Here is a 14,473-nt window from a genome sequence, read left to right as displayed (position 1 = left end):
GGTTAGTCCCTCACCACACGAAATCGCGTCAACATGATTGCCAGCACCATAAGAAGGAGTGCTGTCGCAAGCATTATGTCGGCGAGATATGTGGGTACGTCTGCAGCGCGGCTCATGCTATCTGCGCCCACAAAAATACCAGCGACAAACAGCGCGGCGACGACCACGGCAAGCGGGTTCAGCAAGGCCAACATCGCAACGATGATGCCAGTGTAACCAAAACCCGGCGACAGATCGAGCGTTAGGCTTCCCTTTAATCCAGCCACCTCAGAAAACCCTGCCAATGCAGCAAGGCCGCCAGACAGGAGTGCCGTCTTCACGATCACAACGTTAACCGGAATACCCGCGAATGCAGCGGCATCCTTGTTTAGCCCGACGGCGCGCATTTCATACCCCAACGTGCTGCGGGTTTGGATGATCCAAATGCAAATGGCCGAGAAGATCGCCAGTCCAAAACCCCAATGCAGGCGCAACCCATCCACAATTCGTGGCAATTTCGCTTCGGGTATGATGCGGGCCGATTTAGGCCATCCCATGCCCATCGGGTCCTTGAGCACGCCTTCAAGGAGCATTGAGATAAACAGTAGGAAAATGAAGTTAAACAGCAATGTCGTGACGACCTCATCAACGCCAAACCGCGTTTTAAGGAGCGCGGGAACCAAAAGGACAATGGCCCCAGCTAAGATGGATGCAACAATGATCACCGGTAAGATCATGAAGCTCGGCCAAGGCAAAACGCCGGTCCCGAGTAAGACAGTCATAAGCGCACCCGCATACAGCTGCGCCTCCGCTCCGATGTTCCAGAACTTCGCACGGAATGCGACCGCGACCGCGAGGCCAGTGAAAATTAAAGGAGTTGCACGATTTAGCGTTTCAAGAATTGCGAATTTCGAGCCAAACGCACCCTTAAGGATCAATCCAATAACCGAAAACGGGTTTGCACCTGCGACCATCGCCAAAAGCGACGCGATCACGACGGTCGAGATGAGCGCGATTGCAGGTGGGACCAACTTCCGGGCCGGTGTCGGGTTCTTGATCGGCTCAAGACGCATGGGCGATGTCCGTTTCAAATCCTTGACCGGCCATCCAAAGCCCCAGTTGCGTTGGAGTCATTTCGCCTCGCTTAAATTCCGGAGAAAGTCGCCCCTCGGCAATGACATGAATCACATCCGAAAGCGCCATGACCTCATCCAAGTCCTCAGAAATTAACAGCACCGCTGCCCCCTGTTCCCGCGCGGCAAGAAGTTGACTATGCACATAGTTAACCGCGCCGATATCAAGACCGCGAACTGGTTGATTTGCCAGAATGATCTGTGGATCAGCCTCAAGCACACGCCCAAGGATCAGCTTTTGCATATTTCCGCCAGACAGCAGCCGGATCGGCGTGTCTGAACCAGGGCACCGCACATCGTACTTATCGATAATACCGTCTGCAAAGGCCCTTGATTTGCGCCAGTTCAACCAACCGCCCTTGCTAAAGGGGGCGGACTTGTACCGCTCTAATATAGCGTTCTCAACGAGGTCAAAATCAGCAATGGTGCCGGTCCTGTGCCGGTCTTCGGGAATTCGTGCGATGCCGCTTTGCACAGCGATACGGGGCGTCCATTTTTGAACAGTTTCGCTGCCCAAAATGACTTGACCCTCGGTTGGGTTCAACAATCCACCAACGACGTCAGCCATCGCGGCTTGTCCGTTGCCAGACACGCCCGCAAGACCGACGATCTGACCCGCTTTCAAGGCCAATGAAACAGACTTCAAACCAGGTACACTACCTACATCGGGCGTCGTGACATTGCGTAGCGCAAGCAGGGGCGCGCCCGGTTTTGCGGGTGAGACCTGCGGTGGTGTTGCCTCAATCCCCATCATCATCGCGGCCAGCGCGTTCTTATCGGTGTCTTTTGTATTTACGCCGCCTGCCATCTTTCCATGCCGGAGCACAACAACACGATCTGCAATCGCCATAACTTCGTGCAATTTATGCGAGATGAAGATGATCGACAGGCCTTCGGCGATGGCAAGCTTAAGTGTTGCGAACAGGTCGTCTGTTTCCTGCGGTGTTAATACTGCGGTCGGTTCATCAAGGATCAGAATGCGTACATCGCGGTAGAGTGCTTTGAGTATTTCAACTCTCTGACGCTCTCCGACGGACAGGGTTCCGACACGCGCATTTGGCGCGACAGCAAGATGAAACTTCTGTGACAGCGCCGCAATCCGTGCCTTGGCCGCTGCGCGACCCAAACTCGGTTTCAGTAGCGAATGAACACCTAACGTGATGTTTTCTTGAACGGTCAGATTATCGGCCAGCGTAAAGTGCTGGTGCACCATACCGACACCAGCATCCAATGCGGCCCGGGAATTACCGGGTGGCAATGTGTCACCGAATACGCGGACCGTTCCGCTATCGGCCGTGTATTGGCCGAACAAAATATTCATGAGTGTGGTTTTCCCCGCGCCGTTCTCACCCAGAAGGGCAACAACTTCACCAACGTCCACGGAAAGGCTGACCGCATCGTTTGCGGTCAGCTCTCCAAAACGTTTGGTAATGGCGTTAAGGGAAAGCGCCTCAACTTTGTCGTTGGACATGTTCGATTAAGACGACGATGGTTCGTTGTCGTTAATCGTGACCGAGTAAGCGCCTGACTTAATCTCAGCCTCACGTTGCGCGACCAACTCAAGTGCCGCTGCAGGAACTTTGCCATCAAACGTGCCCAAAGGCGCAAGACTTGTCCCACCTTGGTTCATGAAGGAATAGACACCATAATCCGCCGCCGCAAAGCTTCCGGCCTGCACTTCGGCGATGGCTTTATCCAGCGTCGGTTCAAAATGCCAAATAGCAGAGGCAACAACCGTTTCAGGATAGTCCGCCTGCGTATCAATGACGTTACCGATGGCAAGGATACCTTTTTCCTGCGCGGCATCAGAAACACCGAACCGTTCAGCATAAAGAACATCCACACCGTTTTCGATCATCGCGAATGCAGTTTCTTTGGCCTTTGGTGGATCGAACCAGCTTCCGATAAAGCTGACTTGGAACTTAATATCGGGGTTCATTTCAAGCGCGCCAGCCATGAATGCGTGCATCAGGCGGTTCACTTCGGGGATCGGGAAGCCACCAACCATGCCAATGTTACCAGTCTCCGTCATAGCACCAGCAATGATGCCAGATAGGTAAGACGCGTCTTGGATATAGTTGTCAAAGACCGAGAAATTAGGCAGGGCTGCATCTTCCTTAAAGCTTGATCCCATCAAGAACGCTACATTTGGATATTCAGCGGCGACTTCGCGCGCCTCTTGTTCAGCGCCAAAGACTTCGCCGATGATCAGCGTGTTTCCGGCCTCGGCATATTCGCGCATCACACGTGCATAATCGGTATTGCTAACATTCTCAGAGAATGAATAAGCGATGTCGCCACGATGCTGCGCGCCAAGTGCTGCTTTATGGATGCGGCTGACCCACTGCTGCTCGACTGGTACTGTATAGATACCTGCCGTTTTGATCGGTTCTGCAGCCATGGCCCGCCCAGCCCCAAGTATCAGTGATGTTGCTGCGGTCGTCGCCAAGAAGTACCGGCGGTTAATATTTGTAGTTTTTAACATCGTATCATCCCTTCCTCGTTTCGTCAGAGTAACGCCTTATTTAACCATTCGGTCAAGAAATTTGTTGATTGGTCGAGGTGGCAGTGCTCCCCACCATCTGCCTAATAGGGCTTTCAACTCGTAACTTTTTGACGTGAGGGGGGGGGCATCCCATGCGCAAGTTGGGCTCAAAGCAGCCATTCGTGGCGACAGCCTCCAATGACTGCTGTGCGGACAAAGCGGACTTGTGCAGCCGCGGCCAATGCTCATGCAGAAATTGCTCGCATGTGCAGCATCGCTCGTTTGCCAACGCAGTATATTTCCCCGAACCGGTCATTCTAGCAAGTCGATCCTGGCTGATTACAAAAGCTCCTCCTCATCGTGTAAAAGCCATGCAATAGAACGTATTGCTGCAAACCAACTACAATATTTTCGACGAGGTAGTTTCCGTTCCTAAAATCTTACACCGATGGCCAGTGATCTCTTATTTGCTTCGCTTCAAAATCAGATCGTCGTGCCTCAATTTACCAAAACGCATTGCTTTTCCCGGGAAAGGGTTTTCCGCTCCGCTTCGGTCAGCACAACGATTGCGTCATCGACGCTGAGGCCGTTGCTTCGCGCCTTCTCCCAAATGCGTTCGCATGATTTTGGAGACCAAGGAAGTGCCGCTTCAGCAAGCCAACTTCGAAGGGGTTGAGGCAGCCTGTCATACGTCATCATCGGGCCTGCTGCGCGGCGGCGTCTCTTAAGTGCTGTGGATCCAAGATTACCAGTCATGTCTCGTCTTCCAGATCGCAGATGGGGTCCAAAACCAGAACCAGCCGCGTTTCACCTGACCCTTCAATGGGTGGTGATCGGTGCAGTAGACCTGATCGGGGCTGTTCTGGCCAAAGTGTGCCGCGCAGAAGTATCGGCGTGCCCGTTGGGACCGTAAAGATGCGTTCGGGTTCAGCGCCATCGTGGGAGATGCCATATTGGGTCCCCGTGCCGCGATATGTGCAAACAAGCCGTGCAGTTATAGCGTCGATATGGAACTTGCGGCAGGCATTCGAGGTGATCGGTTCAAGTCGCAGGCGTACATAGGGGGCAGTCATCAAGTCGCAAAAGAGACGTGACAGTTTCGCTATATCCTTGATGAGGTGCCGCCAATGTGACCTGTCCGTCACCAACGACGTATCGCAAACTTCGGACAGAACAGTGACCACGTCCTGCGGTTTTAAGATCAGCCGAACTGATGGCAAAATAGCGGGGTCTAACCCGTCAATCCACGTTTGAAAATCTGGCAAGGGTCGCCGCTGCCAGATCGCCGCAGCACAGTCCTGCGTTGCCAGAATATTGAGGTTCTCGGGCACTTGCGTCACACCAATGCCGGTTACAGAATTTTGCAGTAAGTCTTGCATCAAGGTCATGCCGCTTGTTCCGCCCGACGCCATAGGGGGAACGGATCTGGAAAGTTTGGCAGGGTGTCAGGCGATTTAGCGATGTCTTCCGAGACGAGCGCTGCATCCAGTTGTCCCCTGATTTCGGCCCAGTCAATTCCTGCGCCAATAAAGACGATCTCTTGCCGACGGTCGCCCCACGGTTCCTGCCAGTGCGCCGTTATATAGCTGGGAATACTGTCATGTTCGGGCCAACGATCCTTTGGCACGGACGCCCACCATGTGCCCATAGGTTTGATCGACGACAACGCGCCAGCCAGCGAAAATTCAGCCACCCAATCGGGACGTGTAGCGATCCAGAAATGCCCTTTTGCGCGGATCACACCCGCTAAGTCGCCATTCAAAACCGCCATGACTTTTTCAGGTTCAAACGGTCTGCGCGCACGATAGACAAATGAGGCGACGCCGTATTCTTCGGTCTCTGGCACGTGATCTGCAAAGCCATAAAGCTCTTTGGCCCACATGGGATGTTCGTGCGCCTTCTCAAGATCAAACAACCCTGTGTCCAGAATTGCAGCTGCGGGTACATCCGAATGGGAGGTCTCGATAATCTTGGCATCTGCGTTCAGGCTGCGGATGATCTGACGGGCGGTGTCGACTTGGTGTGCTGTAGCGTCTGCGACCTTGTTCAACACCACGACATCCGCGAATTCTATCTGTTCGACCAACAGGTGGACCAAGGTGCGCTCATCGTCTTCACCAAGTGTCTCGCCTCGGTCCTTCAGAAAATCGTGACTGGAATAATCACGCAGCAAGTTCACAGCGTCCACGACGGTGACCATCGTATCAAGACGCGCGACATCCGACAGGCTTTCACCATTTTCATCGCGAAAATCAAAAGTAGCGGCGACGGGAAGCGGTACGGAAATGCCCCTGGATTCGATCAGTAGGTAATCAAAACGATCCTCATTCGCCAACCCGCGCACCTCTGCCAGCAGGTCATCGCGCAACGTGCAGCAAATGCATCCGTTCGACATTTCGACCAGCGTTTCTTCTGTGCGGCTTAGCTCTGTATCGGCGCGCACAAGGTCGGCATCTATGTTCACCTCGGACATGTCATTTACAATGACCGCAACACGCAGACCGTCGCGATTGTTCAGGACACGATTAAGGAGTGTGGTTTTTCCGGCCCCAAGAAAGCCGGACAGAACAGTGACAGGAAGTTTTTGGGTCATTTGGAATTATCCTTATGCGGTTTCGGCGGTTTGATGGGCGCGCAGCAATTCAAAGCTGTAGACAAGCTCCGAGCGGGTGATGTCGCGGGCAACGACAACGATGCGCGATTGACGGGTTTTGCCCTGCCAGTCGTGCAAGGGCAGCGGTGGGTCAAAAAGATGCTGCACGCCGTGAAACACAAACGGCATCTCAATCCCGACCAGATGTACGATGCCTTTCACGCGCAGGATGTCGGGTCCGCGCAGTCTGATGAGAGTGTCGAGCCAAAGATCAAACGCATCAGGGGGAATAGGATTGTCCAGGACAAGGGACGCCGATCCGATCCGCGCGTCATGTCTTGGCAGCGGGGCCGTGGGTGTCGCGGGTGCGGCAAAACTTGAAAGGTTATCATGTGGATCGCTGGAAACAAAAGCAGGTTCGGGTACAGGTGGTATCAGCCATGCCAATGCCTGATCTGATGTTCCCTCAGGGCGCATGCCACTTAAATCCCAAAGGGCTGCGGTTGACACCACAGCATGATCCGCCCGCAAAATATCTGCTGTTGGATTGAGTGATCGTAGCCGTGTTTCAAATGCCCATGACGTGCTCTCGGACACCAAATCGGTCTTACTAAGGACAAGCAAATCCGCCATCGCAACTTGCGAAACGGCTTCGAATTGACGGTCGCGCGTGCCCGGACCAGTTGCTGCATCCACCACCGTGACAACCCCGTCGATGCGAAAATTCCGTGCCAGATAAGTATCAACCAGAAACGTCTGTAGAATGGGGGCGGGATCGGCGAGACCCGTTGTTTCAATCACAACACGGTCAAAGGTCAGGCGGTTTTCTTGTTTGCGGGCAGCCAAACCTTGCAGGGTGCGTGATAGATCACCGAGAATGGAACAGCACAGGCAACCAGATTTCATCAAGACAACTTCTTCGTCCACGGACTCAATTAGATCGTGGTCTAGCCCCGCTTCGCCCAATTCATTCACGATGACAGCGATCCTTGGTCCGGTTGGCTGGGCTATGATCGCGTTGAGGAGTGTTGTTTTTCCCGCACCAAGAAACCCTGTCAGCAAGGTAACTGGTAAGCGAGTATCTTTTGCGGCCATGTTATCGGTCAACCTGCCTTAGCTTTTCGTTTTGTAATGTTATGACATAACATTACGTGAATAATCAAGATGCTTTAATGCAAATAGGGCAACAACATCCTAATGCTGATGGCGAGAATCATGACGCCTCCCGTCAAATGCGGCATCACCGAGATGGCTTGCACCCCATAGTGCTTCCGTGCCCCAAGACCAGCCAACCGCCGTGCGGCGACGCCGGAGGTCGCAACAGTCAAGTTGAACGCGGCGGTTCCGAGGCCCATCGTGATCACGGCAACGCATCCAACCGCAAATGCATCAAAACGAGCCGCGATCACCAGAACAAACAATGCGCCAGTGCAAGGTCTTATCGCAATGCTGGCGATCAAAGCGACCGCATCGCGTGTTGTCTCAGCGTTGCCACGTCGCCGGCACTTGGACCATGCGCGTGGCCACAGCAGCCGTGTGTGATCTGCTTGGATTGGTGGATTTTGTGCCAACTTCGTACGCTACGAAATATTAAAACAACCCCGATCGCGGCAATAGCCACATAGCTCGCTGGGGCAAGCCAAATCCCTGTGAGGTCAGCGAGATCAGCGGACCCTATTTGTAGGAGAAAATAGAGACCACCGACCAAAAGGATGGCCGTCGCTGCCTGTGCCAAACTGGACAGAACCGTCAGTGTACTCAACCGTTTTAGGGTGGCACCACTGGCAAGGGCGGCTCCGCCGATCAGCACTTTCCCATGCCCGGGTCCAAGGGCGTGGAAGAAACGATAAGCGGCCGTCGCACGACACAACGTCCAGACGGAACGTGGATCACCCGCTTGAATACCCCTAAGCGCACCAGCCATCACGTTCTGGAATGTACGTTGTTCACCAGCGGCCCATCGTTGAATTTCAAACCAATGCACCATGGCCCAAGCAACGGCACCGACAGCCAAGATACACAAAGCGATCACACCAAATCTCAACCAAATGTGAGCTGCACCTCATCAGAGAAGAGGCGTCCGACATTTTCTACCGCGGGTACAATGGCATAGGCGTAGTAGAAAAATGGATCATAAAGACGTAGAAATACGGGCGTATTGTCAATCCTCAGAGGGTGCGGCAATGGCAAATCAAATGAGACTTCGACTTGATTGTTGTTAAGCGTGACAGCAGCAGCTTCCGGGCGTCCCAGCGGATAGGCCTGGCCCTCGAATTCAGGATAGACATCGCCCTTATATGCGCTGTCCCAATTGGTTTCACCCTCTACGATTGCAGCGCGGTCAGCATCATTTATTTACCCATCTCCTTCCTGATCCAAATTCAGCGATTTAAACAAGATAAGCGTTGTAAATTCGTCGTAAGCCCATGAAATGCGAAGCGCTTTCAATTGTCCGTCAGCTCTAAAAATAAAGCCAGTGCGCGCTTCAACAAAGACAAGCGGATGTGTGTGAATCCCGGAGACAAAATGGCCATGGAAATGGTTGGGTAATCTGACCGTCGCGGAGTAAAATTCCGCAATCTAACATCTGGTGCTGTCGAGCAACGGGTGGGGAAGATGTATTCTGTGGATTTGTACAGTCGGGTGCGCCGTGCGTGCCATGTCGAAGGTAAGAACAATAGTGAGGCGGCCCGTCTGTTTGGGATTGACCGCAAAACAGTGGCGAAGATTTTGAAGCATTCGGTTCCGCCGGGTTATCAAAGAACGACCGCGCCAGTTCGTCCGAAGTTGGATCCGTTCATTGGGATAATTGATCAGATCCTGAAAGACGATAAACGGGTCATCAAAAAGCAACGCCACACAGCCAAACGTATTCATGCGCGATTGCGTGATGAACATGGGTTCACTGGCGGGATCACCATCGTCACGGACTATGTTCGTGAGAAGCAGCGACGTACCCAAGAGGTGTTTGTTCCTCTGGTTCACACCCCTGGCCATGCTCAGGTCGATTTTGGCGAGACCCTTGGTGTGATTGGTGGTGTTGAACGAAAGCTGCATTACATTGCGATATCGTTGCCGCATTCGGATGCGTTCTTCATGAAGGCATATCCGGCAGAAACGACAGAAGCCTTCTGTGATGGTCACAACGCTGCGTTTGCGTTCTTCGGTGGTGTGCCCTTGTCGGCACTGTACGATAACACCGTGATAGCGGTTGCAAAGATCTTGGGAGGAGGCAAGCGGATCCGGACCAGAACTTTCTCGGAACTACAATCGCATTATCTGTTTGAGGACCGGTTTGGCCGCCCTGGTAAAGGTAACGACAAAGGTAATGTCGAAGGTGTCATTGGCTACGGACGGAGGAACTTCCTAATCCCTGCTCCCCGGTTCGATAGTTTTGATGCTTTGAACGCCTGGTTGGAGGAACAATGTTTGAAGCGTCAGGACGATGTTGTTCGCGGGCATAGTGAGAGTATTGGTGAACGGTTGCTACGAGACCTGGACGCGTTGATGGCATTGCCCCCAACACCTTACGATGCGTGTGATAAGGTCAGTACTCGGGCAACTTCAATATCGATGATCCGTTATCGCAATAACGATTACTCCGTCCCTGTCGCCTTTGCCCATCATGAGGTTCAGGTACGCGGCTATGTCCATGAGGTCGTGATCGGCTGTGGGACCGAGATTGTCGCCCGACATCGACGATCTTACGAGAAGGCAGATATGATTTTCGACCCGATGCATTACTTGCCATTGTTGGAGCAGAAGGTTGGTGCTCTCGACCAGGCGGCACCCTTGCAGGGTTGGGATCTGCCCGATGCGTTCACGACCCTTCATCGATTGTTGGAAGCCCGCATGGGTAAGGCGGGGAAGCGCGAATATGTTCAGATCTTGCGACTATTGGAAACCTTCGAGATGGAGCACGTTCATGCTGCAATCAAACAAGCCTTGGACCTGGGCGCACTTGGCTACGATGCGATCAAGCATCTGATCCTTTGCCGGATTGAGCGTCGTCCGCCTAGGCTTGATCTCGATATCTATCCTTATCTGCCGAAAGCGGTGGTTGAGACGACAAAGCCTTCCAGCTATGCCGTGCTGTTGTCCGAGGTGGCCGCATGAACGATACTGTTACTGATACACCGCAGGTTCTGCTCAGGCATCACCTGACCAAACTTCGGCTGCCAACCTTCCAAAGCGAATACACCAAACAGGCCCAACAATGCGCCGCAGAGAACAAGGATCATGTCCAATATCTCCTGCGCTTGTGTGAGCTGGAGCTGATCGAACGTGAGCGACGGATGGTAGAGCGGCGTATCAAAGCCGCGAAGTTTCCGGCAACCAAGAGCCTGGATAGCTTTGACTTCAAAACGATCCCGTCACTGAACAAGGTGCTGGTGATGGAATTGGCCCGCTGCGAGTACACCGCAAAGCGTCAAAACGTTATCGCGCTAGGACCAAGTGGGACCGGTAAAACACATGTTGCTCTCGGCCTTGGACTGGCAGCTTGCCAAAAGGGCTTGAAGGTACGTTTCACCACAGCCGCTGCACTGGTTCATGAAATGATCGAGGCAGTTGACGAACGCCGACTGCAACGACACCAAAAACAACTAGCAGCCCAAGATTTGCTGATCATTGACGAACTTGGGTTCGTGCCACTCTCCAAGACCGGGGCCGAGTTGCTGTTCGAAGTGATCAGTCAACGATATGAACGCGGCTCCATCATCATCACATCCAACCTGCCGTTCGATGAATGGACAGAGGTCTTCGGATCAGAACGCCTCACGGGTGCCATCCTCGACCGCCTGACACACCACGTCCATATCCTGGAGATGAATGGTGAAAGCTATCGGCTGAACCAAAGCCGAAACCGCACAGCCTGAACAAACCCAACTGAAGCCAAGGAGCTGACAAATTGGCCAATTTCTCTCCGGGACGCTGACCGATTTTACTCCGGGATTGACAGATGTGCCTTGGCGGGTCCACCAAGGCACATCGCAACGCATATTAAACCCCAAAATTTACGTGACACGGGATACTTGTGCTCCAATTTTTGGCATGAGGTTTAACTGGTGAGGCTTAACTAGGCAGAGTTACTACATGCAGCCCGCAAGAGCGGTTGACAGGTTTCGGATCAGCTGAGGGTAAAGTGCTGCACCCGGCTTCAGATCAGAACCAAGCGGATCAAGAATGCCCGTCTTCGCGTCGGTTCCGTCGAGAACAGTTGCGACAAGGCTCGGATTAAACTGCGGTTCAGCCAGAACGCAATCGATGCCTTGTTCGGCGATCCGACCTTGGATTTGCGCAATCCGTGCCGGACTAGGATCAGACGCATCGCCAATGGAAATGGCTCCGGATGCTGGGAAATTAAAGTCCATTTCGAAATACTGATACGCGTCATGGAATACGATGAAACGACCATCACGGACCGGATCAAGCGTTGCCGTTACCTCACCAATCAAGACTTTGATTTCGGCCCGACCTGCCGCAGCATTGGCAAAATAAGCACCGGCGTTGTCCGGATCGGCAGCGGAAAGCTGACCCGCAATCACGTTAAGCCAGCTCATTGCATTTTGCGGGGATAACCATGCGTGTGGATCATGTGCGCCATGGTCATGTCCTTCGTGCCCGGCCTCATCTTCGTCATCATGATCATCATCTTCGTGGCCCTCTTCTTCATGGTCATCGTGGGCTTCGTCGGCGTGATCACCATCCTCTTTGTGATCGTCATCATCGCCATGTTCACCTTCTTCATGGTCATCATGCGCCTCGAACAAAGCACCTTCACGGAATTCCAATTCGATCGTGCCATCCGTTTCAAGCAATTCGGTCACAGCGGCATCAGGTGCCAATGTTTCAATCGTATCTGTCAGCCATGGCGTCAAATCTGGCCCAATCCAAAACACAAGATCAGCCTCCTGCAACGCTTTGGCCTCTGATGGGCGCAGGCTGTATTCATGCGGGCTTGCACCCACCTTAACAATCAGATCGGGTGTGCCGACGCTATCCATAACCCGTGCGACCAAGGAATGAACTGGTGCTATATCAACGGCAACCCGTGGTACTTCGGCAAAGGCGGTTCCTCCCATCAAAGTGGCAGTCAAGGATAGGGTAAGAAGCTTTCTGGACATTGAGGTCTCCATGTGATTGTATAACATTACAGATCAATTAGACGAAATGTAATAACATGACAAGTGAGTCGAGCAAGATAAACGCCGCAACAGGCCCATTGGGTTTTGCGCAACATGATCATAGCACATGTGTAAGCGATGGGCTTGCCGCAGCCGAAGCCCGTTGTGCGGCCGAGGGTCTTCGCTTTACGCCTGTGCGGCGCAAGGTGCTTGAGTTATTGCTGCAAAACCATCGCGCTCTTGGCGCTTACACGATTTTGGATCGGCTACGCGAAGACGGCTTCGGATCGCAGCCTCCCGTTGCATATCGCGCGTTGGATTTTCTTGTCGCAAATGGTTTGGCTCATAAAATTGAACGGCTGAATGCCTTCATTGCCTGCGTTCACTCCAGCCATTCCCACACACCAGCCTTCATGATTTGCCGCTTGTGCGATGCGGTGGCCGAGGCTCAATCCTCCCCCGCACGAGGTGCGTTGGGCGACGCCGCACGCGCCACAGGCTTCCGGATAGAACGAACTGTTGTTGAGGCCGAAGGCGTTTGCCCTGCCTGTATAGACAAGGCTGACCCATGAGCCTTGTTCAGGTTGAAGACCTTACAGTACGCTATGGCGTAAGTACGGTCCTGTCGGGCGTGTCGTTGCAGGTCGAACCAAGTGAAATTGTCACAATTGTTGGCCCAAACGGGTCAGGTAAAACCAGCCTGCTGCGGGCAATTATCGGCGCGGTGAAACCGGTTAAGGGTCGCGTCATACATGGGAGCGGTGTGAAAATCGGATATGTGCCGCAAAATCTGCATATTGACGAAACATTGCCAATTACAGTGTCCAGATTCTTGAAATTGCCAAGCAGCATCGCAGTTGCCGACATCGGTCATGCGTTAACGCAAGCAGGTGTACCCAACTTGGCCAAAGCGCAACTTTCACAGCTTTCGGGTGGTCAATTCCAGCGGGTCCTCCTTGCCCGAGCATTGATTGGAAAACCCGATCTGCTCCTTTTGGACGAAGCCACCCAAGGGCTTGACCAACGCGGTTCAGCATCCTTTTATCAACAGATCGAAACTGTGCGGCAGGACACGGGCTGCGCCGTTCTTATGATCAGTCATGAATTGCACGTCGTGATGAGCGCATCTGACCGCGTGATTTGCCTCAACGGCCATGTCTGCTGTGAAGGGACACCGGCGGTGGTGGCATCTGCGCCGGAATACAGGGCATTGTTCGGGACAGGAACAGGCGGCGCACTGGCCCTTTATCGGCATGAACACGATCACGGCCATGACCATGGTGATCATAATCACGACCACACTGAGGCGGCTGAATAATGCTTGACGATTTTATGGTGCGTGCCGCTCTCGCTGGAATTGGCGTTGCTTTTGCCGCCGCACCTTTGGGATGTTTTGTGGTCTGGCGACGTATGGCCTATTTCGGGGATGCCACGGCACACGCCGCGATCCTCGGTGTCGCCCTATCGTTGGCTTTTTCGATGTCAATTTTCGTAGGCACCATGACAGTGGCCTTGCTCATGGCGCTGGTCGTCAACGTGTTGTCTGGACGGGGCTATGCTATGGACACATTGCTAGGAGTCCTTGCGCATTCCGCACTTGCCTTCGGGCTGGTCGCGGTGTCCTTCATATCGGGGGTGCGGATCGACCTGATGGCCTATCTCTTTGGTGATATTCTGGCCGTCTCGCGGTTGGACCTTTCGGTCATCTGGGGTGGTGCTGCACTTGTTGTCGCGCTGATTGGCTGGCGCTGGTCGGCCCTGCTGACCTCAACACTAAACGAGGATCTGGCCTACGCTAGCGGGATCAACCCTAAACGCGAACAATTGGTGCTGACGATTGCGCTGGCCATTACGGTTGCTGTCGCGATCAAAGTCGTCGGAGTCCTACTTATTGCCGCCATGTTGATCATACCGGCAGCCGCCGCACGCCCTTTGTCACGGACGCCCGAAGGCATGGCCGTCGCCGCCGGTCTGATCGGGATGCTGTCTGCCATTATTGGTCTGCGCGCGGCCTATGTGCTTGATACGCCCGCAGGGCCATCTATTGTCTGTGTCGCGGCGATTACTTTTCTCGCGACCAGCATTCTCAGGGGTTTTAGATACACGCGGTAAGGCGGTGCTGTACCTTCCGAAGAATGCTTTTTTGAGCCAGCCTCAG

At 53.5% G+C, this 14,473-nt stretch carries 15 protein-coding genes and 1 pseudogene; 5 read left to right on the top strand and 11 right to left on the bottom strand.

Features of this window, described 5'->3' with window-relative positions; translation table 11 throughout:
* Positions 1-2 precede the first annotated feature (2 nt).
* The 10 genes and pseudogenes from C1J03_RS17320 to C1J03_RS26115 all read right to left on the bottom strand — a co-directional run bounded on the left by C1J03_RS17320 (position 3) and on the right by C1J03_RS26115 (position 8,704).
* Positions 3-1,052, bottom strand: coding sequence for an ABC transporter permease (locus tag C1J03_RS17320; protein ID WP_114887723.1), 1,050 nt, complete (start codon positions 1,050-1,052; stop codon positions 3-5).
* Positions 1,042-2,583, bottom strand: a complete 1,542-nt coding sequence (locus C1J03_RS17315; RefSeq protein WP_114887722.1) for an ABC transporter ATP-binding protein — start codon at positions 2,581-2,583, stop codon at positions 1,042-1,044. The genes C1J03_RS17320 and C1J03_RS17315 overlap by 11 nt, the downstream gene beginning before the upstream one ends.
* Before the next feature lie 6 nt (positions 2,584-2,589).
* Positions 2,590-3,597, bottom strand: a complete 1,008-nt coding sequence (locus tag C1J03_RS17310) for a BMP family protein (RefSeq protein ID WP_114887721.1) — start codon at positions 3,595-3,597, stop codon at positions 2,590-2,592.
* Positions 3,598-4,095: 498 nt separating this feature from the next.
* Positions 4,096-4,353 carry a DUF6525 family protein gene (locus C1J03_RS25790; RefSeq protein ID WP_114887720.1) on the bottom strand — a complete coding sequence of 86 codons (258 nt, stop codon included), beginning with the start codon at positions 4,351-4,353 and terminating at the stop codon, positions 4,096-4,098.
* Positions 4,350-4,985 (bottom strand): DUF1826 domain-containing protein, encoded by a 636-nt coding sequence (locus C1J03_RS17300; RefSeq protein ID WP_114887719.1) that lies wholly within the window; start codon positions 4,983-4,985, stop codon positions 4,350-4,352. Before C1J03_RS17300 ends, C1J03_RS25790 begins: the two co-directional genes overlap by 4 nt.
* A complete protein-coding gene (locus tag C1J03_RS17295) occupies positions 4,982-6,190 on the bottom strand; it encodes a GTP-binding protein (RefSeq protein WP_114887718.1) in 1,209 nt (402 codons plus the stop codon). The genes C1J03_RS17300 and C1J03_RS17295 overlap by 4 nt, the downstream gene beginning before the upstream one ends.
* A gap of 12 nt (positions 6,191-6,202) precedes the next feature.
* Complete coding sequence (locus tag C1J03_RS17290; protein ID WP_174234475.1) at positions 6,203-7,285, bottom strand: CobW family GTP-binding protein; 1,083 nt, start codon at positions 7,283-7,285, stop codon at positions 6,203-6,205.
* A gap of 74 nt (positions 7,286-7,359) precedes the next feature.
* Entirely contained in the window at positions 7,360-7,650 is a 291-nt protein-coding gene (locus C1J03_RS17285) for a hypothetical protein (protein WP_114887716.1), read from the bottom strand.
* Complete coding sequence (locus C1J03_RS17280) at positions 7,647-8,222, bottom strand: nickel/cobalt transporter (RefSeq protein ID WP_114887715.1); 576 nt, start codon at positions 8,220-8,222, stop codon at positions 7,647-7,649. Before C1J03_RS17280 ends, C1J03_RS17285 begins: the two co-directional genes overlap by 4 nt.
* An 8-nt stretch (positions 8,223-8,230) precedes the next feature.
* A pseudogene (locus C1J03_RS26115) lies at positions 8,231-8,704 on the bottom strand (DUF1007 family protein).
* Between the two features lie 102 nt (positions 8,705-8,806).
* On the opposite strand from C1J03_RS26115, the gene istA reads away from it, so the two are divergent.
* Both istA and istB read left to right on the top strand, forming a co-directional pair.
* Entirely contained in the window at positions 8,807-10,306 is a 1,500-nt protein-coding gene (gene istA / locus C1J03_RS17265) for an IS21 family transposase (protein WP_114882484.1), read from the top strand.
* On the top strand, positions 10,303-11,067 hold the full coding sequence (istB, locus tag C1J03_RS17260; RefSeq protein WP_114882482.1) for an IS21-like element helper ATPase IstB: 765 nt from the start codon (positions 10,303-10,305) through the stop codon (positions 11,065-11,067). Before istA ends, istB begins: the two co-directional genes overlap by 4 nt.
* A gap of 213 nt (positions 11,068-11,280) precedes the next feature.
* On the opposite strand, the gene C1J03_RS17255 is transcribed toward istB, so the two are convergent.
* Positions 11,281-12,315 (bottom strand): zinc ABC transporter substrate-binding protein, encoded by a 1,035-nt coding sequence (locus C1J03_RS17255; protein ID WP_114887712.1) that lies wholly within the window; start codon positions 12,313-12,315, stop codon positions 11,281-11,283.
* Positions 12,316-12,371: 56 nt separating this feature from the next.
* Between C1J03_RS17255 and C1J03_RS17250 the strand changes: the two genes are divergently transcribed.
* From C1J03_RS17250 to C1J03_RS17240, 3 genes are read left to right on the top strand one after another with little or no spacing between them, the layout of a single operon-like run.
* A complete protein-coding gene (locus C1J03_RS17250; protein WP_114887711.1) occupies positions 12,372-12,887 on the top strand; it encodes a Fur family transcriptional regulator in 516 nt (171 codons plus the stop codon).
* Complete coding sequence (locus C1J03_RS17245) at positions 12,884-13,633, top strand: metal ABC transporter ATP-binding protein (protein WP_114887710.1); 750 nt, start codon at positions 12,884-12,886, stop codon at positions 13,631-13,633. The genes C1J03_RS17250 and C1J03_RS17245 overlap by 4 nt, the downstream gene beginning before the upstream one ends.
* Positions 13,633-14,427: a metal ABC transporter permease gene (locus C1J03_RS17240; protein ID WP_114887709.1), complete on the top strand. Its 795-nt coding sequence runs from the start codon at positions 13,633-13,635 to the stop codon at positions 14,425-14,427. The genes C1J03_RS17245 and C1J03_RS17240 overlap by 1 nt, the downstream gene beginning before the upstream one ends.
* Positions 14,428-14,473 lie beyond the last annotated feature (46 nt).

The organism is Sulfitobacter sp. SK012, assembly GCF_003352085.1.
Taxonomy (GTDB): domain Bacteria; phylum Pseudomonadota; class Alphaproteobacteria; order Rhodobacterales; family Rhodobacteraceae; genus Sulfitobacter.
This window is presented reverse-complemented; position numbering and strand designations above follow the sequence as displayed.